The organism is Cellulomonas sp. JZ18, from assembly GCF_009720485.1.
Classification (GTDB): domain Bacteria; phylum Actinomycetota; class Actinomycetes; order Actinomycetales; family Cellulomonadaceae; genus Cellulomonas.
Map to the genome: position 1 here is coordinate 550736 of NZ_CP045245.1, position 19034 is coordinate 569769.

Annotated in this window: 18 protein-coding genes; 7 read left to right on the forward strand and 11 right to left on the reverse strand. The window is 77.2% G+C overall.

Annotated features, from left to right (window positions below; genetic code table 11):
• Nucleotides 1-59: 59 nt before the first annotated feature.
• A complete protein-coding gene (locus GC089_RS02480; protein WP_155376341.1) occupies nucleotides 60-563 on the forward strand; it encodes a GNAT family N-acetyltransferase in 504 nt (167 codons plus the stop codon).
• Nucleotides 564-617: 54 nt separating this feature from the next.
• Here the strand turns inward: GC089_RS02480 and GC089_RS02485 are convergent, their stop codons facing one another.
• The 4 genes from GC089_RS02485 to GC089_RS02500 all read right to left on the reverse strand — a co-directional run bounded on the left by GC089_RS02485 (nucleotide 618) and on the right by GC089_RS02500 (nucleotide 5786).
• A complete protein-coding gene (locus GC089_RS02485) occupies nucleotides 618-1502 on the reverse strand; it encodes a sugar phosphate isomerase/epimerase (protein WP_155378882.1) in 885 nt (294 codons plus the stop codon).
• Between the two features lie 68 nt (nucleotides 1503-1570).
• Nucleotides 1571-2734, reverse strand: coding sequence for a Gfo/Idh/MocA family protein (locus GC089_RS02490; protein WP_155376342.1), 1164 nt, complete (start codon nucleotides 2732-2734; stop codon nucleotides 1571-1573).
• 392 nt (nucleotides 2735-3126) lie between these two features.
• A complete protein-coding gene (locus tag GC089_RS02495) occupies nucleotides 3127-4626 on the reverse strand; it encodes a mannitol dehydrogenase family protein (RefSeq protein ID WP_155376343.1) in 1500 nt (499 codons plus the stop codon).
• Between the two features lie 152 nt (nucleotides 4627-4778).
• A complete protein-coding gene (locus GC089_RS02500; RefSeq protein WP_155376344.1) occupies nucleotides 4779-5786 on the reverse strand; it encodes a LacI family DNA-binding transcriptional regulator in 1008 nt (335 codons plus the stop codon).
• A 270-nt stretch (nucleotides 5787-6056) separates the two neighbouring features.
• On the opposite strand from GC089_RS02500, the gene uxaC reads away from it, so the two are divergent.
• The 5 genes from uxaC (at nucleotide 6057) to GC089_RS02525 (ending at nucleotide 11762) form a co-directional block, all read left to right on the forward strand.
• Nucleotides 6057-7538 carry a glucuronate isomerase gene (uxaC, locus tag GC089_RS02505; protein WP_155376345.1) on the forward strand — a complete coding sequence of 494 codons (1482 nt, stop codon included), beginning with the start codon at nucleotides 6057-6059 and terminating at the stop codon, nucleotides 7536-7538.
• Entirely contained in the window at nucleotides 7535-8203 is a 669-nt protein-coding gene (eda, locus tag GC089_RS02510) for a bifunctional 4-hydroxy-2-oxoglutarate aldolase/2-dehydro-3-deoxy-phosphogluconate aldolase (protein WP_230685010.1), read from the forward strand. Before uxaC ends, eda begins: the two co-directional genes overlap by 4 nt.
• A 93-nt stretch (nucleotides 8204-8296) precedes the next feature.
• Entirely contained in the window at nucleotides 8297-9400 is a 1104-nt protein-coding gene (locus tag GC089_RS02515) for a sugar kinase (protein WP_155376346.1), read from the forward strand.
• Nucleotides 9401-9488: 88 nt separating this feature from the next.
• A complete protein-coding gene (locus GC089_RS02520) occupies nucleotides 9489-10517 on the forward strand; it encodes a LacI family DNA-binding transcriptional regulator (RefSeq protein ID WP_155376347.1) in 1029 nt (342 codons plus the stop codon).
• 255 nt (nucleotides 10518-10772) lie between these two features.
• Nucleotides 10773-11762, forward strand: coding sequence for a hypothetical protein (locus GC089_RS02525; RefSeq protein WP_155376348.1), 990 nt, complete (start codon nucleotides 10773-10775; stop codon nucleotides 11760-11762).
• 13 nt (nucleotides 11763-11775) lie between these two features.
• Here GC089_RS02525 and GC089_RS02530 read toward each other — a convergent pair whose 3' ends face one another.
• From GC089_RS02530 to GC089_RS02555, 6 genes are all read right to left on the reverse strand, one after another.
• On the reverse strand, nucleotides 11776-12477 hold the full coding sequence (locus GC089_RS02530) for a FadR/GntR family transcriptional regulator (protein WP_155376349.1): 702 nt from the start codon (nucleotides 12475-12477) through the stop codon (nucleotides 11776-11778).
• 60 nt (nucleotides 12478-12537) lie between these two features.
• Nucleotides 12538-13416 carry an amidohydrolase gene (locus GC089_RS02535; protein ID WP_155376350.1) on the reverse strand — a complete coding sequence of 293 codons (879 nt, stop codon included), beginning with the start codon at nucleotides 13414-13416 and terminating at the stop codon, nucleotides 12538-12540.
• Between the two features lie 162 nt (nucleotides 13417-13578).
• On the reverse strand, nucleotides 13579-15390 hold the full coding sequence (locus GC089_RS02540) for a gamma-glutamyltransferase family protein (protein WP_155378884.1): 1812 nt from the start codon (nucleotides 15388-15390) through the stop codon (nucleotides 13579-13581).
• Nucleotides 15391-15475: 85 nt separating this feature from the next.
• Nucleotides 15476-15994 (reverse strand): GNAT family N-acetyltransferase, encoded by a 519-nt coding sequence (locus tag GC089_RS02545; protein ID WP_155376351.1) that lies wholly within the window; start codon nucleotides 15992-15994, stop codon nucleotides 15476-15478.
• Nucleotides 15991-16455, reverse strand: a complete 465-nt coding sequence (locus tag GC089_RS02550) for a tRNA (cytidine(34)-2'-O)-methyltransferase (RefSeq protein ID WP_155376352.1) — start codon at nucleotides 16453-16455, stop codon at nucleotides 15991-15993. Before GC089_RS02550 ends, GC089_RS02545 begins: the two co-directional genes overlap by 4 nt.
• A 25-nt stretch (nucleotides 16456-16480) precedes the next feature.
• A complete protein-coding gene (locus tag GC089_RS02555) occupies nucleotides 16481-17059 on the reverse strand; it encodes a TetR/AcrR family transcriptional regulator (protein ID WP_196250791.1) in 579 nt (192 codons plus the stop codon).
• A 21-nt stretch (nucleotides 17060-17080) separates the two neighbouring features.
• Here GC089_RS02555 and GC089_RS02560 point away from each other — a divergent pair, with 21 nt between their 5' ends.
• Nucleotides 17081-18445, forward strand: coding sequence for an MFS transporter (locus GC089_RS02560; protein ID WP_155376353.1), 1365 nt, complete (start codon nucleotides 17081-17083; stop codon nucleotides 18443-18445).
• Here the strand turns inward: GC089_RS02560 and GC089_RS02565 are convergent.
• The gene (locus GC089_RS02565; RefSeq protein WP_155376354.1) at nucleotides 18328-18954 is read right to left on the reverse strand and encodes a flavodoxin family protein; all 627 of its coding nucleotides are present in this window, start codon (nucleotides 18952-18954) and stop codon (nucleotides 18328-18330) included. The two genes, GC089_RS02560 and GC089_RS02565, sit on opposite strands and share 118 nt — an antisense overlap.
• Between the last annotated feature and the right edge of the window lie 80 nt (nucleotides 18955-19034).

Consider the following 19034-nt stretch of genomic DNA (forward strand, 5'->3'; position numbering starts at 1 on the left):
CACTCCTGGGACGTCCCGCCACCTGCACGCGCACGGCCTCGTCACGAAAGGTCGTCATCATGGCGCGCGTCCGTCTCCTCACCGCGACGGCATCCCACCTGTCCGCCCTCCTGCGCTCGCCGCAGGACCTGTCCGCCCTGCTGGGCGTGCCCGTCCCCGCGGGCTGGCCGGAGTTCCCCGAGGCCGTCCCGGCCACCCTGCGCATCCTCACCGAGCACCCCGAGCAGGGCGCGTGGTGGATGCACCTGTTCCTCGACGACGCCACCGGGCGGCTCGTCGGCTCGGGCGGGTTCGCCGGTCCGCCCGTGGACCGCACCGTCGAGGTCGGCTACGAGATCGCGCCGGAGCACCGGCGGCGCGGCTTCGCCACGGCGGCCGTCCGGGCGCTGGTCGCGGCCGCGGCGGCGTCCGGCGAGGTCGACCGGGTCGTGGCGCACACGCGCGACGGCGACGAGCGCTCCGGCGGCGTGCTGCGCGCGGCCGGGTTCGCGCAGGTCGCGCGCGTCGAGCACCCGGAGGAGGGGACGCTGCTGCGCTGGGAGCGCGGCGTGCCGGGGGAGTGACGCGGACGAGGGCGCCGGCGGGGTGCCGGCGCCCTCGTCACGGGTGGCGCGTCGTCACAGGTGCGGCAGGACGTGCCGCACGTGCCGCTCGGCCATCGTGGCCAGGGTGCGGTCGGCGGGGTCGGCCCAGACGCTCTCGTTGAAGATCTCGACCTCGACGTCGCCGGCGTACCCGGCGTCGCGCACCCACCCGGTGACCGTCGCGAAGTCGACGTACCCGTCGCCGACGTGCCCGCGCGAGTTCAGGGGCTCGGCGGCCAGCGGCAGCACCCAGTCGCACACCTGGTACGACGCGATGCGTCCCTCGGCGCCGGCGCGGGCCACCTGGCGCTGCAGGTCCGGGTCCCACCACACGTGGTACGTGTCGACGACGACGCCCACGACGTCGGCGTCGAACGGCGCCGCGAGGTCGAGCGCCTGACCGAGCGTCGAGACGACCGCCCGGTCCGCGGCGAACATCGGGTGCAGCGGCTCGAGCACGAGCCGCACGCCGTGCTCCGCGGCGTAGGGCGCGAGCTCGGCGATCCGGTCCGCGACGCGCTGCCGGGTGCCGACGAGGTCGCGGGCCGGGTCCGCCGCGCCGTCCCCGGGGTAGGGGCGCGCCCCGGCGCCGGGGGCCGGGCACGCCGGCAGGCCGCCGACGACCATGATCAGCTCGTGGGTGCCGAGGGTCGCCGCCTCGCGGATCGCCAGCCGGTTGTCCTCGAGCGCCGCGGCCGCGGCCTGCGGGTCCGGCGTGGTGAGGAACCCGCCGCGGCACAGCGACGATACGCGCAGCCCGTGGTCCGCGACGATGCGGGCCGCCCGCTCGGCGCCGACCTCCTGCACGCGGTCGCGCCACACGCCGATCGCGGACAGCCCCGCGTCGGCGGCCGCCGCCGCGGCCTCGGCCAGCGTCAGGTGCTTGGTCGTCGCGGTGTTGAGCGAGAGCCGCGCCAGGTCGGCGCGCCGCCCCTCGGCCGCCTGGGCGACCGGGGCGACCGCGACCGTGCCGGTGCCCGCCCCGCTCACAGCGTGATCTCGGGGACGTCCAGGCGCCGGCCCTCGTCGGAGGAGCGCAGACCCAGCTCGGCGAGCTGCACGCCGCGGGCCGCCGAGAGCAGGTCGAAGCGGTGCGTCCGGCCGAGCGCGACGTCCGCGAGGAACTCCTCCCACTGCGCCTTGAACCCGTTGTCGAGCTCGGCGTTCGCGGGGATGTCGATCCACTGGTCGCGGAACTTCTCGGTGGTCGGCAGGTCCGGGTTCCAGACCGGCTTCGGCGTGGCCGAGCGCGGCTGCGCGACGCAGTGGAAGAGCCCGGCGACGGCGGAGCCCTCGGTGCCGTCCACCTGGAACTCGACGAGCTCGTCGCGGTGCACGCGCACGGCCCACGAGGAGTTGATCTGCGCGATCACCGGGTCGCCGCCCGGCGTCTCGAGCTGGAAGATCCCGTACGCCGCGTCGTCGGCCGTCGCCTCGTAGGGCTCGCCCTTCTCGTCCCAGCGGGTCGGGATGTGCGTCGCGGTCTGCGAGGACACCGTGCGGACCTTGCCGACGATGCCCTCGAGCACGTAGTTCCAGTGGCAGTACATGTCGACGGTCATGCCGCCGCCGTCGGCCTTGCGGTAGTTCCACGAGGGGCGCTGCGCGGGCTGCACGTCGCCCTCCCACACCCAGTACCCGAACTCGCCGCGCAGCGACAGGATCCGGCCGAAGAAGCCCTCGTCGACGAGGCGGCGCAGCTTGACCAGGCCCGGCAGGTAGAGCTTGTCGTGCACGACGCCCGCGGTGACGCCGGTGGTCTCGCGCAGGCGGGCGAGCTCGACGGCCTCGGCCAGCGTCTCGGCGGTCGGCTTCTCGGTGTAGACGTGCTTGCCGGCCTTCATCGCCTCGGTCAGCGTGCCCGCGCGCAGGCTCGTCATCGACGCGTCGAAGACGATGTCGGTCGCCGGGTCGTGGATCGCGGCCTGCAGGTCCGTCGTCCAGTGCTCGACGCCGTGCTTCTCCGCGAGCTCGCGGACCTTGTCGGCGTTGCGGCCGACGAGCACGGGCTCCACCTGCACGCGCGTGCCGTCGGGCAGCGTGATGCCGCCCTGGTCGCGGATCGGCAGGATCGAGCGGACGAGGTGCTGGCGGTAGCCCATGCGGCCGGTGATGCCGTTCATCGCGATGCGCAGCGTGCGGGTGGTCATCGGGTCTCCCTGTCGTCGGGGCCGGCACCGTCGCCCGCCCGAGGAATGCGCTTTCCGGATCGTACGGAGGGGCGGCCGCGACCGTCAAGGCGCTGGACGCGTCGACGACCCCGGGACCTCCTCCGCACGGGCGGACGCGGACGCCGGGCGACGGGGCTCACCGGTCGCCTACCGCCCCGGTGGTCGCCGCCCCGCGCGGCCCCCCGGCGGCCCGTCACCGCCGACACCGCCCCGTCACCCCGCCGACCCCGTGATCGTGCATCGTCGCCGCCGCACGTCGGTGCACGACCACGGGGTCGCCGCCCGGGGACGGCGGCCGGCGGAGGGTGCCGGGGGCGGCGGCCGGGTGCGACGACCGGCCGGGGCCGCGGCCGGGTCGGGGAGCCGGAGGGTCAGCGCGTCAGGTCGCGGAGCGCGGCGACCGCGGCGGCGCGGAAGCCGGTGGAGGCGGCGACGTCGGCCGGCACGACCTGCCGCAGCGCGAGCACGCCGTCGACGGCCTCCTCGGCCGACCCGGCCGTCGCCTCGACGAGCACCGGGGCCAACGGGTCGTCGAGCGCGACCGTCCGCCCGTCGACGACCAGGCCGCCGTCGCCCGCCGCGCGGACGTAGGCGATCCACCCGGCGAACGCGGTCGCCGCCGCGTACGGCACGGCGCCGGCGGCGAGCCGGTCCGCGACCGTGCCGAGCAGCCGCACGGGGAGCTTCTGCGAGCCGTCCATCGCGACCTGCACGGTCGTGTGGCCGGTCGCCGGGTTCGCGAACCGGTGCAGCACCGAGTCGCGGTAGGCGTGCAGGTCGGTGCCGTCGGGCGCCGTCAGGGTCGGCAGGACGTCGTCGTCGACGAGCGCGCGCGCCACGGCCGCGAGGTCCGGGTCGGCGACGGCCGCCGCGATGGTCGCGTGCCCGCGCAGCGCGCCCAGGTACGCCAGCGTCGAGTGCGTCGCGTTGAGCACCCGCAGCTTCGCGCGCTCGTAGGCCGCGACGTCCCCCGTGAGCGTCGCCCCGGCCCGCTCCCACGCCGGCCGCGGACCGGCGAACGCGTCCTCGACGACCCACTGGAAGAACGGCTCGCCGACCACCAGGCCCTCGTCGCGCAGGCCGAGCAGCGCCTCCGCCTCGGCGTGGTGCGCCTCGGTCGTCGCCGGGACGATCCGGTCCACCATCGTCGACGGGAAGCGCACCGACGCCTCGACCCACGCGCGCACGTCGTCGGCACCGGGCACCGCCGCGAGCGCGTCCGCGACCAGCCCGCGCAGCACCGTGCCGTTGTCGGTGAGGTTGTCGCAGCACACCACGGTCAGCGGCGCGCCGGACGTGCGGTGCCGGCGCACGAGACCCCGCACCAGCATGCCGACGGGCGTGCGCGCGGCCGCGTCCCCGTCGCCCACCAGCTCGGCCCGGGCGTCCGCGAGGTCCGCCGCGACGTCCTGCGCCCCCGTGTCCAGCCCGCCGTCCGCCGTGCGCCGGTAGCCCTTCTCGGTCACGGTCAGCGTGACGACGTGCGTCGTCGGCGCCGCGAGCGCGTCGAGCACGCGCGCGGTGTCCCGCCCGGGGAAGGCGACGTCGCGCACCGACCCGACGAGCCGCAGCGACGTCGCGTCGGCGCCCGCGGTGAGCACGCCGTACAGACCGTCCTGGGGCACGAGCTGCTCCGCCACGCGGGGGCTGCGCTGCGTCACACCCAGCACGCCCCAGCCGGTCTCGCCGGTGGCGGCCGCGGCGTCCTCGGTGCACAGGAGCTGGTGGGCCCGGGTGAACGCCCCGAGGCCGAGGTGCACCTGGCCCACGGTCAGCGCGGCGGGGTCGACCGCGGGTCCGCGGACCGCGTCGGGCAGGGGGCGGGACGCGCGCTCGTGCCACGTGCGCAGGGACAGCCGGGGGTTCGTCATCGAAGGGCTCCGGTGGGTCGTGGGGCGTGGGCGGTGGGTCGTCGCGCGGTGGTCGGGGACCGGGGGCGGCGGGTCCGACGGGCGCGGGTCGGGCGGGCGGTCGTCGGGCGGCGGTCGTCGGGCGGCGGGGACGGTGGTGGGGCGGGCGTCGGTCAGCGGGTCGGTGGTGCCCCGGCGGTGCTCGGCGGCGCGGTCGACCCGCGCACGACGAGCTCCACGGGCAGCGCCACGCGGGCGGGCTCGTCGGTGCGCGGCGGGTCGAGCAGCAGGTCGACGGCGGTGCGCCCCAGCCGGGCCAGCGGTGCGGCGACGGTCGTCAGTGCGGGTGTCACGAGCGTCGCGACGGGTGCGTCGTCGAACCCGACGACGGACACGTCCTGGGGCACCCGCACGCCGCGCACCCGCAGCCGGTCGAGCAGGCCGAGCGCCATGAGGTCGTTGTGGGCGAGCACGGCGGTCGCCCCGGCGGCGAGCGCGAGGTCGGCGGCCGCCACGCCGCCGGCGAACACCGGGGCGTGCGCACCGAGGTCGACGACCTCGAGGTCCGGGAGGGCGGCGGTGAGCTCGACGCCGAGGCCCTCGCGCCGCCGTGCGTCGGACCAGGACCCCGGCGGTCCGCCGGCGTACGCGACCCGCCGGTGCCCGAGCGCGTGCAGGTGCCGCACCGCCTGCCGGACGCCGTCGCGGTTGTCGATGACGACCGACGGCAGGCCGGCGGCCTCGCGGTTGACCAGCAGCAGCGGGCGGTCGTCGGCGGCGACGTCGGCGAGGTCGTCCGCGGACATGCGCGGCGAGCACAGCAGGACGCCGTCCGCCTGCGCCCCCAGGTGGCTCACGAGCTCGGCCTCGAGCAGCGGGTCCTCCTCGGCGTCGGCGACGACGACGGCGTGCCCGGCGGCGCGCGCGCGGGCCTGCACCGCCTTGGCGACGGCCGCGAAGAACGGGTTCTCCAGGTCGGGCACGACGAGGCACAGGTGCCCCGAGCGGCCCGTGATGAGCTCGCGGGCCGCGCGGTTGGGCCGGTAGCCGAGCTCGCGGGCGACGCGGCGCACCAGCTCGCGCCGCTCCGGCGCGACGAGGTCGGGAGCGCTCAGGGCGCGGGACGCGGTGGCGGGGGAGACGCCGGCGGCGCGCGCGACGTCGCGCAGCGTGACGGCCATCGGTCCTCCTCGTGCCGGTCGTGCGGTGCTGCCGGCGGTGCCGCGCCGCCCGAGGCGGACGCCCGTCCGTGATGAATGCGATTGCAGCACGGTTCAGGCGCCGCGCGCAACGTGCCCCCGACCCCTTGCGGGCAGCGCATTCCGCCTGGCATGGTCGTCCGTGCAAACGCATTCATCCGTCGGATGCGCGGCCCGGACGTGCGAGCACGGACGCGGGCGGCGGCGGCGGGCGCGCAGGGGCGCCCGCGGCACCGACGTCCAGGAGGACCCATGCCCGGAACCGACGCCCGCTGGACGCTGCACCCCGACCGCGCGCTGCCGGCCGACCCCGTGACGCGGGGCATCGCCCGTCAGATCTTCGACGCGACGCGGGAGCTGCCGATCGTCTCGATGCACGGTCACGTCGACGCGGGCCTGCTCGCGCGCGACGAGCCGTTCGGGGACCCCGCGTCCCTGCTGGTCGTGCCCGACCACTACCTCGTGCGCATGCTCGTCTCGCAGGGCGTGCCGCACGACGCGCTCGGCGTGCCGCGGCGCGACGGGCAGCCGGTCGAGACGGACCCGCGCGCGATCTGGCGCACGTTCGCGGCGCACTGGCACCTGTTCCGCGGCACGCCCACCCGGTTCTGGATGGAGCACGTGCTCGTCGAGGTCCTGGGCGTGCGGCACAAGCTGTCCGCGCAGACCGCCGACGAGGCCTACGACACGATCGCGGAGCGGCTGGCCGACCCGGCGTTCCGCCCGCTCGCGCTGCTGGACCGCCTCGACATCGAGATCCTCGCGACGACGGACCCGGCGACCGCGACGCTCGCGGACCACGCCGACCTCGCCGCGCGCGGCTGGGGGCAGCGGGTCGTCCCGACGTTCCGCCCCGACGCGGTGCTGCACGTGGACCGCCCGGGCTGGCGCGAGGACGTCGCCCTGCTCGGCGAGCGGGCCGGTGTCGACATCGGCTCGTACCGCGACTACGTGCGCGCGCTCGAGGCGCGGCGCTGGGCGTTCGTCGAGGCCGGGGCCCGCGCGACGGACCACGGCCACCTGCGCGCCGACACCACGCCGATGGACCCGGCGGACGCCCAGGCGGTCTTCGCGGCCGCGCTGCGGGGCGAGGTGACGGCGGCCGAGGCGCAGGCGTTCAGCGCGCACATGCTGTTCGAGATGGCGCGCATGTCCACGCAGGACGGCCTGGTCATGCAGCTGCACCCGGGCGCGCTGCGCGACCACGACCCGCGCGTCGCGCTCGAGCGCGGTGCCGACGTGGGCTACGACATCCCGGTCGCGACGGAGTACGTGCGCGCGCTCGCGCCGCTGCTCGAGGCGTTCGGGCACCACCCGAACCTGCGGCTCGTCCTGTTCACGCTCGACGAGGACACCTTCAGCCGCGAGCTCGCGCCGATCGCCGGCGTGTACCCGGCGGTGCGGCTCGGGGCGCCGTGGTGGTTCCTCGACACGCCGGACGGGATGCGGCGCTACCGGGAGGCCGTCACGGACACCGCCGGCTTCTACAACACCACCGGCTTCGTGGACGACACCCGCGCGTTCCTGTCGATCCCGGCCCGGCACGACCTGGCCCGGCGCATCGACGCCGGCTTCCTGGCGCGGCTGGTCGCCGAGCACCGGCTCGACGTCGACGAGGCCGTCCAGACGGCGGTGGACCTGGCCTACCACCTGCCGCGCATGGCGTACCCTCCTGTCACAGCAAGCGCTTTCCGCGGCACCGACGCCGCCACTCCCCAGGAGGTCCTGCCGTGACCGGAACCCTGAGCGCCGCCCCCGGCACCGACGTGCTGGCCCGTCTCGCCGCCCACCGGCTCGTCCCCGTGGTCGTCCTCGACGACGCGAAGGACGCCGACGGGCTCGGTGCCGCCCTCGTCGCGGGCGGGCTGCCCGTCGCCGAGGTCACGTTCCGCACCGCGGCGGCGCCGGACGCGATCCGCGCGCTGCGCGACCGCGGCGACGTGCTCGTCGGGGCCGGCACGGTGCTGACGCCCGACCAGGTCGACGCCGCGGTCGCGGCCGGTGCCCAGTACGTCGTCTCGCCCGGCACGAGCCGCGCCGTGGTCGAGCGCTGCCACGAGCACGGCGTGCTCGCGCTGCCCGGCGCCGTCACGGCGACCGAGGTGCAGGCCGCGCTCGAGCTCGGCGTCACGACCGTCAAGTTCTTCCCCGCGGGCACGTCCGGCGGGGCGCCCGCGATCGCGGCGCTCGCGGCCCCGTTCGGCGGCCTGCGGTTCGTGCCCACCGGCGGCGTCGGCCCCACGAACCTCGGCGAGTACCTCGCGCTGCCCGCCGTCGCGGCCGTCGGCGGCTCCTGGATGGTCCCGCGCGACCGCGTCGCCGCGGGTGACCTCGACGGCGTGCGCGGCCTCGTCGCCGACGCCGTCGCGCTCGCCACGGAGCTGCGCCCGGCCGTCTGACGCCCGACCGCCCGCCGCCGCCCTGCGGCGACCCACCGAGACCGACCGGCGCCGGTGCCGCGCGCCGCCCCACGGACCCCTCAGGAGCCGACGATGCCCGACCTGACGATCCGCCCCGCGTCCGAGACCCGCTACGACGCCGTGAGCCTCGGCGAGGTGATGCTGCGCCTCGACCCCGGCGAGGGCCGCATCCGCACCGCCCGCCAGTTCCGCGCGTGGGAGGGCGGTGGCGAGTACAACGTGGCGCGCGGCCTGCGCCGGGCGTTCGGCCTGCGTGCCGCGATCGTCACCGCGCTCGCCGACAACGAGGTGGGGCGCCTGGTCGAGGACTTCATGCTCCAGGGCGGCCTCGACACGCAGTTCGTGCGGTGGATGCCGTACGACGGCGTCGGGCGCGCGGTCCGCAACGGCCTGAACTTCACCGAGCGCGGGTTCGGCGTGCGCGGCGCGGTCGGCGTGTCCGACCGCGGACACACCGCGGCGTCGCAGCTCAAGCCCGGCGACGTCGACTGGGAGCACCTGTTCGGCGAGCTCGGGGTGCGGTGGTTCCACACGGGCGGCATCTTCGCCGCGCTGTCGGACTCGGCGGCCGAGACCGTGATCGAGGCCGTCACGGTGGCGCACAGGCACGGCACCGTCGTCTCGTACGACCTCAACTACCGCCCGTCGCTGTGGAAGGCCGTCGGCGGCCAGGCCCGCGCGCAGGAGGTCAACCGGGCGATCGCGCCGCACATCGACGTCATGATCGGCAACGAGGAGGACTTCACCGCCTCCCTCGGGTTCGAGGTGGAGGGCGTCGACGAGAACCTCTCCGACCTCGAGGTGGACAAGTTCGCCGCGATGATCGAGAAGGTCGCCGCGACGTACCCGAACTTCCAGGTCATCGCGACGACCATGCGCACGGTCCGCACCGCCACGGTCAACGACTGGGGCGCGATCGCCTGGTCGCGGGCGTCGGGCCTCGTGCAGGCCACGCACCGCCCGGGCCTGGAGATCCTCGACCGCGTCGGCGGCGGCGACTCGTTCGCGTCCGGCCTCGCGTTCGGCCTGCTCGACGGGCAGCCCCTGCAGACCGCCGTCGAGTACGGCGCCGCGCACGGCGCGCTGGCGATGACGACCCCGGGCGACACGACCATGGCGACGAAGGCCGAGGTGCTCAAGCTCGCCGGCGGGGGCAGCGCGCGGGTCGACCGGTGACGCCCGGCCGCCCGGCGCGCCCGGGCGGCCGTCTCGCCGTCGCGCAGGTCCCGGCGGCGGTGGCCCGTGCTGCCCTAGCCTGACCGCCATGGCCTCCAGCGTGACCCTCAGCGACGTGGCTCGCGAGGCCGGCGTCTCGCTGGCCACCGCGTCCCGTGCGATCAACGGCAGCGCGAACCGCACCGTCCGGCCGGACCTGCGCGAGCGCGTCCTCGCGGCCGCCGAGCGGCTGCGGTACACGCCCGACGCGAACGCGCAGGCGATGGCCCGCGGGCGCACCACGTCGCTCGGGCTCGTCGTGCACGACATCGCCGACCCGTACTTCTCGTCGATCGCCGCGGGCGTGACCCGTGCCGCGGACCGCGCCGCGCTGCAGGTGACGCTCGCGAGCACGCAGCACGAGCCGGCCCGCGAGGTCGAGCTCGTGCGCCTGCTGCAGCGGCAGCGGGCGCGCGCGATCGTCGTCGCCGGCGGCCGGCACGACGACGACGCCGAGAACGCCGCGATGCGCGACGCCCTCGCCGACTTCCGTGCCGCCGGCGGCGCGGTCGCGCTGGTGGGGCAGCCGGTGCTCGGCGTGGACACGGTCGCGGTCGACAACGCGGCCGGGGCCGACGCGCTCGCGCGGGCCCTGCACGCGCGCGGCTACCGCCGGCCGGGCGTGCTGGGCGGGCCGCAGGACCACCTGACGGCGCGTGAGCGGCGCGACGCCTTCGCGGCGGCGTTCGCCGAGCTCGGCGCGCCCGTCGAGCCCGCGCACGTCGTCCCCGGGGACTTCACGCACGAGGGCGGCGAGGCCGCGATGCGGGAGCTGCTGCAGGTGGGCCCGGACGTCGACGTGGTGTTCGCCGTGAACGACGTCATGGCGCTCGGCGCGCTCGCCGCCGCGCGCGAGCTGGGCGTCCGCGTGCCCGAGGACGTCGCCCTCGCGGGCTTCGACGACATCATCACGCTGCGCGACGTCGTGCCGCCGCTGACGACGGTCCGGGTGCCGCTGGTCGACGTCGGCGTCCTCGCCACCGAGCTCGCCCTCGAGGAGCACGCGGGCGCACCGCGCGTGCGCGCCGTGCCCACCGAGGTCGTCCTGCGCGCGTCCACCCCCGACCGCACCGCCTGACCCCTGCGGCGGGAGGGCCCGGCTCGGGGCCCGGCGTGCAGCCCCGTGCACCCGGCCACCGCGTTCCCCTCCCGGCGGTCCCGTGCGCGGCCCCCGGCGTGTCGCCGGCCGGGAGGACATGTCCCCGACGGTGTGCGCACACGGTGCGTACGGCGCAGGAGGACATCTCCCTCCCCACGGGCGGCACGTCGTCCGGCGCCCCGGTCGTGCGGCGGGGGCGTTCCCGTGCACGCAGGGGAGGGGCAGGATGCGGGCATGGGGTCGGTCCGCGTGCGTCGCCGGGGCGCGCGCGGCCGCGGTCTGCGCGTCGTCGTCGTCACCGTCCTCGTCGCGACCGTCGCGGCGTGCTCGCCGGGCCGCTCCGCGCCCCCGCCGTCGTCGGAACCGTCGTCCCAGCCGTCGTCGGAGCCGTCGTCCGGGCGCTCCCCGCGTCCCCTGCCCGCCGGGGTCGCCGACGCGCTCACCGTCGAGGTGGCGCAGGCCCGCGCCGACCGGGTCGCGCGCGTCGTCGAGCTGCGGGTGCGCAACGCCGGCGCGGGTGACGTCCTCGTGCAGGAGGCCCGGCTCACGACGGCCACGACGTCGGCGCCGGCCGTCACCGAGCGGGGACGCGACGTGCGGGCCGGGAGCACCCGCGCGCTGCGCGCGACGCTGGCGGACCCGGTCTGCCCGGCCGGCGGCGTCACGACGGGCGTCGACCCGGCGCCGGTCGTCGAGCTCGACGTCGTCGACACCACCGGCCGCGCGGGCACCGTGCGGGTCCTGCCGACCGACGAGGGTGACGACCTGCGCCGGGTGCACGGCGAGGACTGCGCCGCCGTCGCGGTCGCCGCGGGCCTCACCCTCGCCCTCGACGCGACGCTCACGACGCGCGACGGGCCCACCGGCCCGGTGGCCGACGTCGTGCTGCGCGTGCGCCCCGTGCCCGGCGGTCCGCACGTGCGGCTCGTCGGCGTGGGCGCCACCACGCTGCTGCGCCCGGCCGGCGGCTACGGCCGGTGGGTCGTCGACGTCGACTCCGCCGCCCCGCCGCCGGACGGCCGGGTCGTGCTGCCGGTGGCGCCGGCACGCTGCGACCTGCACGCGATCGCGGAGGACAAGCGCGGCACGGTGCTCGGCGTGCACGCCGTCGTGGACGGCGTGGAGCTCCCGCCGGTGTCCGTGCCCGCCCCGCCGGCGCTGCGGGGTGCGCTGTACGACTTCGTGCTGGCGGCCTGCGGCGGCGCGGACGACGCCCGGCCCTGAGCCCGCCAGCGCCTCAGCGCAGGGCGGTCTGCTCGCGGGTGGACCTGCCCGCGATCAGGTCCTCGACGGCGAGCAGGTGCGTCGCCATCCGCAGCCGTGCGCGGTCGGGGTCGCGGTCGACGACCGCGGCGAGGATCGCCTCGTGCTCCGCGGTGACGCGGTCGCCCGCGACGTCGTGCAGCTCCTCCCAGGCGCGGCGGCGCGCGTGGGTGCCCGCGAGGCCGTCCACGAGCGCGGCCAGCACCGAGTTCCCGGACGCGTCGGCGACGGCGCGGTGGAACGCGAGGTCGGCGGCGACGAGGACCTCGGGGTCCGGTGCGGCCTGGACGAGCGCGCGGTTCGTCTCGTCGAGCGCGGCGCGGGCCCGCGCGATCTGCGGGTCCGTGCGGCGCAGGGCCGCGAGCCCCGCGGCCTCGGTCTCGAGCATCCGCCGCACCGCGTGCAGCTGCACGCGGTCGCCCGGCACGTCCGCGACGAACGCGAGCGGCGTGAGCAGGGTCGCCGGGTTGAGGTCCGTGACGTAGGTGCCGTCACCGTGGCGCGCCTCGAGGATGCCGAGGACGACGAGCGCGCGGACGCCCTCACGCAGCGAGCCGCGGGAGACGCCGAGCTCGGCGGCGAGCTCCTTCTCCGCGGGCAGCCGGTCGCCCGGGCGCAGCCCGCCGTCGAGGATCAGCCGCTGGATGTCCTCGACGACGCCCTGGGTGCGTGACACGTGCCCGTCCTCGTCCGGTCCGCCATGGCGCGCCGACCTGGACGGTCGACCCGATCGATGCTAGCCCTCGGCGACGAGCGGCGGGATGCCGTACACCTCGACGGCCGTGCGCCCGAGCACGTGCGCCCGCCCGACCTCGTCCAGGTCCGCGAGGGTCGCGCCCACCGCGGCCCAGGCCGCGTGCCAGGACGGGTGGCCCTGCAGCGCGCTCGGCCAGTCGCTGCCCGCCATGAGGCGGTCGGGGCCGAACGCCGCGAGCGCGTGCTCCACGGCCGGCCGCACGTCGTCGGCGCTCCAGCCCGGTCCGGCGGCCCGTCCGAGCCCCGCGAGCTTGGCGACGACGTTGGGGACCTGCGCGACCTCGTCGAGCGCGGTCGTCCACCGGGTCCACGTCGTCGTGTCCCGGGCCCGCAGCGCCGCGAGCGGGGGACCGCCGAGGTGGTCGACGACCACGGTCAGCTTCGGGTGCCGCTCGGCGACGGTCGCCACGTGGCCCAGCAGCTCGGGCGTCGTCGCCGGCAGGTCGAGCACGAGCCGGCGCTCGGTGAGCAGGTGCAGCCCGTCGTCGACGACGTCCCGCACGAGCCAGCGCGCGTCGGCCTCGCGGTCGACGTGGTGGCTGACCCCCACGACGGGCTCGCCGCGCCAGTGGTCCAGCTGCGTCGCGGCCTCGTCCGGCCGGTCGAGGGGGACCCACGCGACGACGCCGACGACCGCGGGGCAGCTGAGCGCCTGGAACAGCAGGTGCTCGGAGTCGGCCCGGTTGTCCGCGGACTGCACGAGCACCACGCCGTCCACGTGGTGCTCGTGCAGCTCTCCGCCCACGTCGGCGACGCGGTACGCCTGGTGCAGGAGGGAGGGGTCCTGCGCCATCCACGGGTAGTGGACCGTCTCCGGGTCCCACACCTGCAGATGGGCGTCCACGACGTCGTAGGGCATGGTTCGACCGTATCGGTGGTCAGATGTCTGGAACGTCCCGGGGGCCGGATCCTCATGGAATCCTCATCCGAGCGCGCAGACATCCGATGACTGCCGCTCGGCGGGCACCCGCCGGCGACACGACCGGTCAGCGACCGGTCAGCGCGCCCGGTCGGCGACCGGTCAGCGCCCGACCGCGTACCCCTGCATCCCGCGCGGGTTCGCCGCCGCCTCCAGCAGCCCGTCGGCGCGCACGCCCGCCGCGCTGATGCGGCCCAGCGTCCACGGCCCGGCGTCCTCGACCGCGTGCCCGCGCGCGGCGAGCGCCGCGAGGACCTCGCGCCCCAGCCGGGACTCGGCGGCGAGGCCGCGCGGGGTGTGCGTGCGCGGGTGGAACGAGCCGTGCACGTGCGTCGAGTGCCACGACGCACCGTCGATCGCCGCCTGCAGGTCGGCCCCGCCCACGAGGTGGCGCAGCAGGAACGGCACGGTCCACTGGTCCTGCTGGTCACCGCCCGGCGTGCCGAACGCGAACCCCGCGCCGCCGGCGCCGAGCACCATCGCGGGGCTCAGGGTCGTGCGCGGGCGCGTGCCGGGCACCAGGCTCGACGGCAGCCCGGGCTGGAGCCAGAACATCTGCGCGCGCGTGGGCAGCGCGAAGCCCAGCCCGGGGACGACCGGGCTCGACTGGAGCCAGCCGCCCGACGGCGTCGCGGACACCCGGTTGCCCCACCGGTCGACCACGTCGACGTGGCAGGTGTCGCCGGGGGAGAGGCCGATGGGCGACACCGTCGGCTCCCCGAGGCCACTGCCCGGCGCGCCGCCCGTGCTCCCCGTCGTGCCGCTCTCCGCCTCGGCGCGCGCCTCGACCAGGGCGCGCGGCAGCACCGGCTCGCGCCCGTCCGGGCTGCCGGGCCGGTAGCCGCCGTCGGCCTCGGCCCCGACGAGGCGGGCGCGCTCGGCCGCGTACGCGGGGGACAGCAGCGTGTCGAGCGGGACGTCGCCCGAGTCGCCGTACCAGGCGTCCCGGTCGGCGAACGCGAGCTTGGCGGCCTCGGTCACGAGGTGGACGAGCTCCGTGGTCGGCGCGACGGCGACGAGACCCTGCCGCTCGGCCGTGACGACCTCCCGGACCAGGTCCTCGGCGCCGAGCGCGTCGAGCAGGCGCAGCTGCTGCAGCAGCACCGGGCCCTGGCCCCAGGCGGCCGTCTTGTGCACCTCGACGCCCGCGAACGGCACCGACACCGTCGGCTCCTCGCTCGCGCGCCACGCCGCCATGTCGTCGCCGCGCAGGAAGCCCGCGTGGGCCGAGCCGGTCGCGTCGACCACGGGCGTGCCCGACACGAACGCGTCGACCGCCTCGGCGACGAAGCCCTCGTAGAACGCCCGGCGGGCGGCCTCGATCTGCGCCTCACGGTCCGGTCCGGCCGCCTGCGCCTCCGCGACGAGCCGCTCGAACGTCGCCGCGAGCGCGGGGTTGGCGAACCGGCTCCCCGCCTCGGGCGCGCGGCCGGCCGTCAGGTACACCTCGGCGCTGGTCGGCCAGTGCTCGGTGAACATGTCCGCGACGGTCGCGACCGTCCGGGCCGCGGCCGGCACCAGCGGGTAGCCGTCGCGCGCGTACCCGATCGCCGGGGCGAGGACCTCGGCGAGCGTCATCGTCCCGTACCGCGCGAGCAGGTCCAGCCACGCGCCGAACGCGCCCGGGACGACCGCCGCCAGGTGGCCCGTGCCCGGGACGACGTCGACGCCCAGCGCCGCGAACGCCAGCGGCGTCGCCGCGGCCGGTGCGGTGCCCTGCCCGCACACGACGAACGTGCGCCCGTCCGCCGCCCGGTGGCCGATGACCGGCACGTCGCCGCCGGGCCCGTTGAGGTGCGGCTCGACGACCGACAGCGTGAAGCCCGCGGCCGCGGCCGCGTCGAACGCGTTGCCGCCCGCCTCGAGCGTGCGCATGCCGACCGCGCTCGCGAGCCAGTGGGTGGAGCCGACCATGCCGAAGGTGCCCGTCAGGACGGGGCGCGTGGTGAACACCGGTCGATCCTGCGCCGCGCGGGCGCCGCGGGCCAAACGGAGGGCGTCAGGGGGCGGGGTCGAGCGGCTTCTCGAGCAGCACGGCGCGGAAGGTGGGGAAGTCGCGGTGCCCGACGGCGGTGAACCCGTAGCCCTCGTAGTAGGCGCGCAGCGCCGGGTTCGTGTCCCGGCAGTCCAGGCGGAACACGGCGACGCCGGCCTCCCGCCCGCGGTCCGCCGCCCAGTCGAGCAGCGCCCGGCCCAGGCCGGAGCCGCGGCGGGAGATGGCGCTCATCAGCCCGTGCACGTACACCGCCGGGGTGTCGTCGTCACCCCAGAACTCCGGGTCCGCCCACAGCAGCCGCAGCGTCCCGACGACCTCGCCCGGCGCGCCGCGCACCACGTGCCACTCGCCGGCGGCCAGCTGAACCTCGACGCGCTCGCGCGGCAGCGAGCCGCGCGGCCACTGCACGACCCCGGCCTCGGCCATCCAGTCCTCGAGCGACGCCCGCAGCGCGAGGATCGCGTCGACGTCGTCCGGGCGCGCCGGTTCCACGAGGACGCCCGCGCCGGTGTGCGCGCTCATTCCCCTCCCGGGAACCCGAGCTGCCGCCACGCCTCGTAGGTGGCGACGGCGGCGGCGTTGGACAGGTTCATCGAGCGGCGGCCGGGCAGCATGGGGATGCGCACGCGGTCGGTGACGCGCGGGTGCGCGACGACCTCGTCCGGCAGGCCCGTGGGCTCCGGGCCGAACAGCAGCACGTCGCCCTCGCGCCAGTCGACGTCGGTGTGCCGGCGCTCGCCGCGCGTGGTGAACGCGAGGACGCGGGCCCGGGGCAGCGCGGTCAGGAGGGCGTCGAGGTGCGGGTGCACCACCACGTGCGCGAGGTCGTGGTAGTCCAGCCCGGCCCGGCGCAGCCGCGCCTCCGACAGGTCGAAGCCGAGCGGCTCGACGAGGTGCAGGGTCGCGCCCGTGCCGGCGCACATGCGGATGGCGTTGCCCGCGTTGCCGGGGATCCGCGGCTCGAACAGGGCGACGTGCAGCACGGGGAGGATCCTCCCACCCCGCCGGTCAGCCGGTGGCGTCGAGCAGGGTCCGGGCGGCCTCGCGCGCGAGCGGCACGGGGTCCGCGGGCTCGCCGCGCAGCAGGCTCGCGAGCACGCCGTTGTAGAGCAGCAGCAGCGCCGACGCGGTGGCACGGGGGTCCGGGTGCCCGGCCTCCCGCGCCAGTGCGACGAGCCGCTCGGTGACGAGGCGGGTGTCCTGCCGGACGAGCTCGAGCACGGCGTCGTCCTCGCCGTCCGCGGGCAGGGGACGCTCCGACGCGGTGGCGAGGAAGCAGCACCACTGCGTCGGCCCGGCGGCGGCCCGGAACGTCTCGACGGCGTCGAAGACCGCGAGGAGCCGGTCCCGGGGCGAGCGGGCGGCGGCGACGGCGGCGTCCCAGTGCACGAGCCAGGAGTCGAGACGGCGGCGCAGGACGTCGCGCAGCAGGGCGTCCTTGGAGCCGGCGTGCTTGTAGAGCGTCACGACGGCCACGCCCGCGGCTGCGGCGACGGCGTCGACGCCGGTCACCGCGATGCCGTCGCGGAAGAAGAGCCGCTCCGCGGCGTCGAGGATCCGCTCTCGGGTGTCGCCGGTGCGCCGCACACCCCTAGCATAACGATCGTTATGGTGAAACGGTCGTTCCACCCCGCCGCCCGGCAGGTCGCCGCTGCGGCGGCGCCCGCACGCACCGGGGTCGCCACCGCGCTCGCGGGCACGCTGCTCGTCGCGACCACCTACGGCATGGCGCGGTTCGCGGTGGGCCTGTCCGCACCGGCGCTCCAGGCGGAGCGGCCCGCTCTCGCGCCCGCGCTCGGCTGGACCGGGACCGTGCAGTTCACCGCCTACGCGGTCGCCGCGCTCGCGGTGGCGCGCGTCGTGGACCGCCGTCCCCGCGCCGGCCTCGTCGTGGCGGGGGCGACCGCCACGCTCGGGTGCCTCGGCGTCGCCCTCGCGACCGACCCGGCGGTGCTCCTGCTCTCCGTGGCGGTCGCCGGCACCGGGGGTGCGCTCGCCTCGCCCGCGCTCGTGCCGGTCGTCGACGCCGCGGTGCCACGGCCCGCGCGCCCGGCGGCGCAGTCGGCCGTCAACGCCGGGACCGCGGTCGGGGTGGTGGGGGCGGGTGCCGTCGTCGCCGCCGTGCCCGCGACCGCGCCCGCGTGGGCGCTGATGGCGGCGCTGTGCGCGGTGACGGCCGGCGCCGCGTGGTGGACCGCCCGGCGCGCGGCGGGACGGCCGCCCGGGGAGGGGACGGACGGCCACGGGCCGTCGCTCGGCGGGGACGACGCACCACGCCCGGCCCCCGGCGCGCCGCTCGTGCGCCCGGCGGCCGCGGCCGTCGTGGTCGGGGCCGGGTCGGCCATGATCTGGTCCTTCGGGCCGCTCGTGCTCGTGGACGCCGGGGCGGTCCCGTCCGCGCGCACCGGGTGGCTCTGGGTCGCGCTCGGCATCGGCGGCGTCCTCGGGGTGCTCACCGGCGCGCTCGTGCGGCACGTCGGGCTGCGGGCCGCCTGGGCCACCTGCTCCGCGGCGCTCGCGCTCGCCACCCTCGGCGTCGCCGGCGCGGCGACGTCCGGCGGCGTCGCCCTCGCGCTCGGCTCCACCGCGCTCTTCGGCGCCGCGTACATGGCGGCGTCGGGCGTCCTCATCCTGTGGGCGCGCGAGGTCTGGCCGGGGCGCGCCGGAGCCGGGACCTCGGTGCTCTTCGTCGCCCTGGCCACGGGGCAGGCGCTCGGGGCGGCGGGGCTGGGCGCCGCCCGCGGGGGCACCGACGCCGTCGTCCTCGCGGGCGCCGCCGCGGCCCTGTGCGCCCTCGGGGCGGGACGGGGCTGGTCGCACGCCGGCCGCGGTGAGGCGGCGGTCGGCCCGGGACGTCAGGAGGCCGGCGGGTACGGGCGCTGCCGGAGCAGCCGCGCGAGGTGCGCCGTGTTCGCCGCGAGCGTGCGGGTCGTCGTCGTCACCGTCTGCGGCGTCTCGTCGAGGTCCTGGTAGTCCGTCGAGCCCATCGCCTCGCCGACCCAGTACGTCACCGCTGCCGCGGGGATCGTGAAGCCGACGTCGTCCAGCGCCTGGAACACCTCGGCGCTCACGTGGTGCGCACCGTCCTCGTTGCCGACGACGGCGACGGCCGCCACCTTGCCGTACGTCAGCAGCCGGCCCTCGTCGTCCTGCTCGGACAGCTCGGCGTCCAGGCGCTCGAGCGCGCGCTTCGTGACGCTCGACGGCTGCCCCATCCAGATCGGCGTCGCGATCACGAGGATGTCGGCCGCCAGCATCTTCTCCCGGATCGCGGGCCACGCGTCGCCCTCGCCCATGTCCTTCTGCACGCCCGGGCGCACGTCGTGGTCGACGACGCGCACGACCTCGCCCGTCACCCCGTGCTCGCCGAGCGCGGCGAGCACCTGGCGGCCGAGGAGCTCCGAGCTGGACGGGGTCGGCGACGGCGTCAGCGTGCCGACGAGGACGAGCGCGGTCAGGTCCGGTGCGGAGGTCTGGGTCATGCGTCCACCCTGCGGCGCCGGACCGGGCCGCGCGACCGCAGCGGCCCGTGGGCCGGGCCCGCCGGCGCTGCTAGCGTGCC

What these genes read in the sequence shown, in the direction of transcription:
- GC089_RS02480 (WP_155376341.1), top strand. Translation starts at nt 60, where the DNA reads ATGGCGCGCGTCCGTCTCCTCACCGCGACGGCATCCCACCTGTCCGCC.
- GC089_RS02490 (WP_155376342.1), bottom strand. Translation starts at nt 2,734, where the DNA reads ATGACCACCCGCACGCTGCGCATCGCGATGAACGGCATCACCGGCCGC.
- GC089_RS02495 (WP_155376343.1), bottom strand. Translation starts at nt 4,626, where the DNA reads ATGACGAACCCCCGGCTGTCCCTGCGCACGTGGCACGAGCGCGCGTCC.
- GC089_RS02500 (WP_155376344.1), bottom strand. Translation starts at nt 5,786, where the DNA reads ATGGCCGTCACGCTGCGCGACGTCGCGCGCGCCGCCGGCGTCTCCCCC.
- uxaC (WP_155376345.1), top strand. Translation starts at nt 6,057, where the DNA reads ATGCCCGGAACCGACGCCCGCTGGACGCTGCACCCCGACCGCGCGCTG.
- GC089_RS02515 (WP_155376346.1), top strand. Translation starts at nt 8,297, where the DNA reads ATGCCCGACCTGACGATCCGCCCCGCGTCCGAGACCCGCTACGACGCC.
- GC089_RS02520 (WP_155376347.1), top strand. Translation starts at nt 9,489, where the DNA reads ATGGCCTCCAGCGTGACCCTCAGCGACGTGGCTCGCGAGGCCGGCGTC.
- GC089_RS02525 (WP_155376348.1), top strand. Translation starts at nt 10,773, where the DNA reads ATGGGGTCGGTCCGCGTGCGTCGCCGGGGCGCGCGCGGCCGCGGTCTG.
- GC089_RS02535 (WP_155376350.1), bottom strand. Translation starts at nt 13,416, where the DNA reads ATGCCCTACGACGTCGTGGACGCCCATCTGCAGGTGTGGGACCCGGAG.
- GC089_RS02540 (WP_155378884.1), bottom strand. Translation starts at nt 15,390, where the DNA reads ATGGTCGGCTCCACCCACTGGCTCGCGAGCGCGGTCGGCATGCGCACG.
- GC089_RS02545 (WP_155376351.1), bottom strand. Translation starts at nt 15,994, where the DNA reads ATGAGCGCGCACACCGGCGCGGGCGTCCTCGTGGAACCGGCGCGCCCG.
- GC089_RS02560 (WP_155376353.1), top strand. Translation starts at nt 17,081, where the DNA reads ATGGTGAAACGGTCGTTCCACCCCGCCGCCCGGCAGGTCGCCGCTGCG.
- GC089_RS02565 (WP_155376354.1), bottom strand. Translation starts at nt 18,954, where the DNA reads ATGACCCAGACCTCCGCACCGGACCTGACCGCGCTCGTCCTCGTCGGC.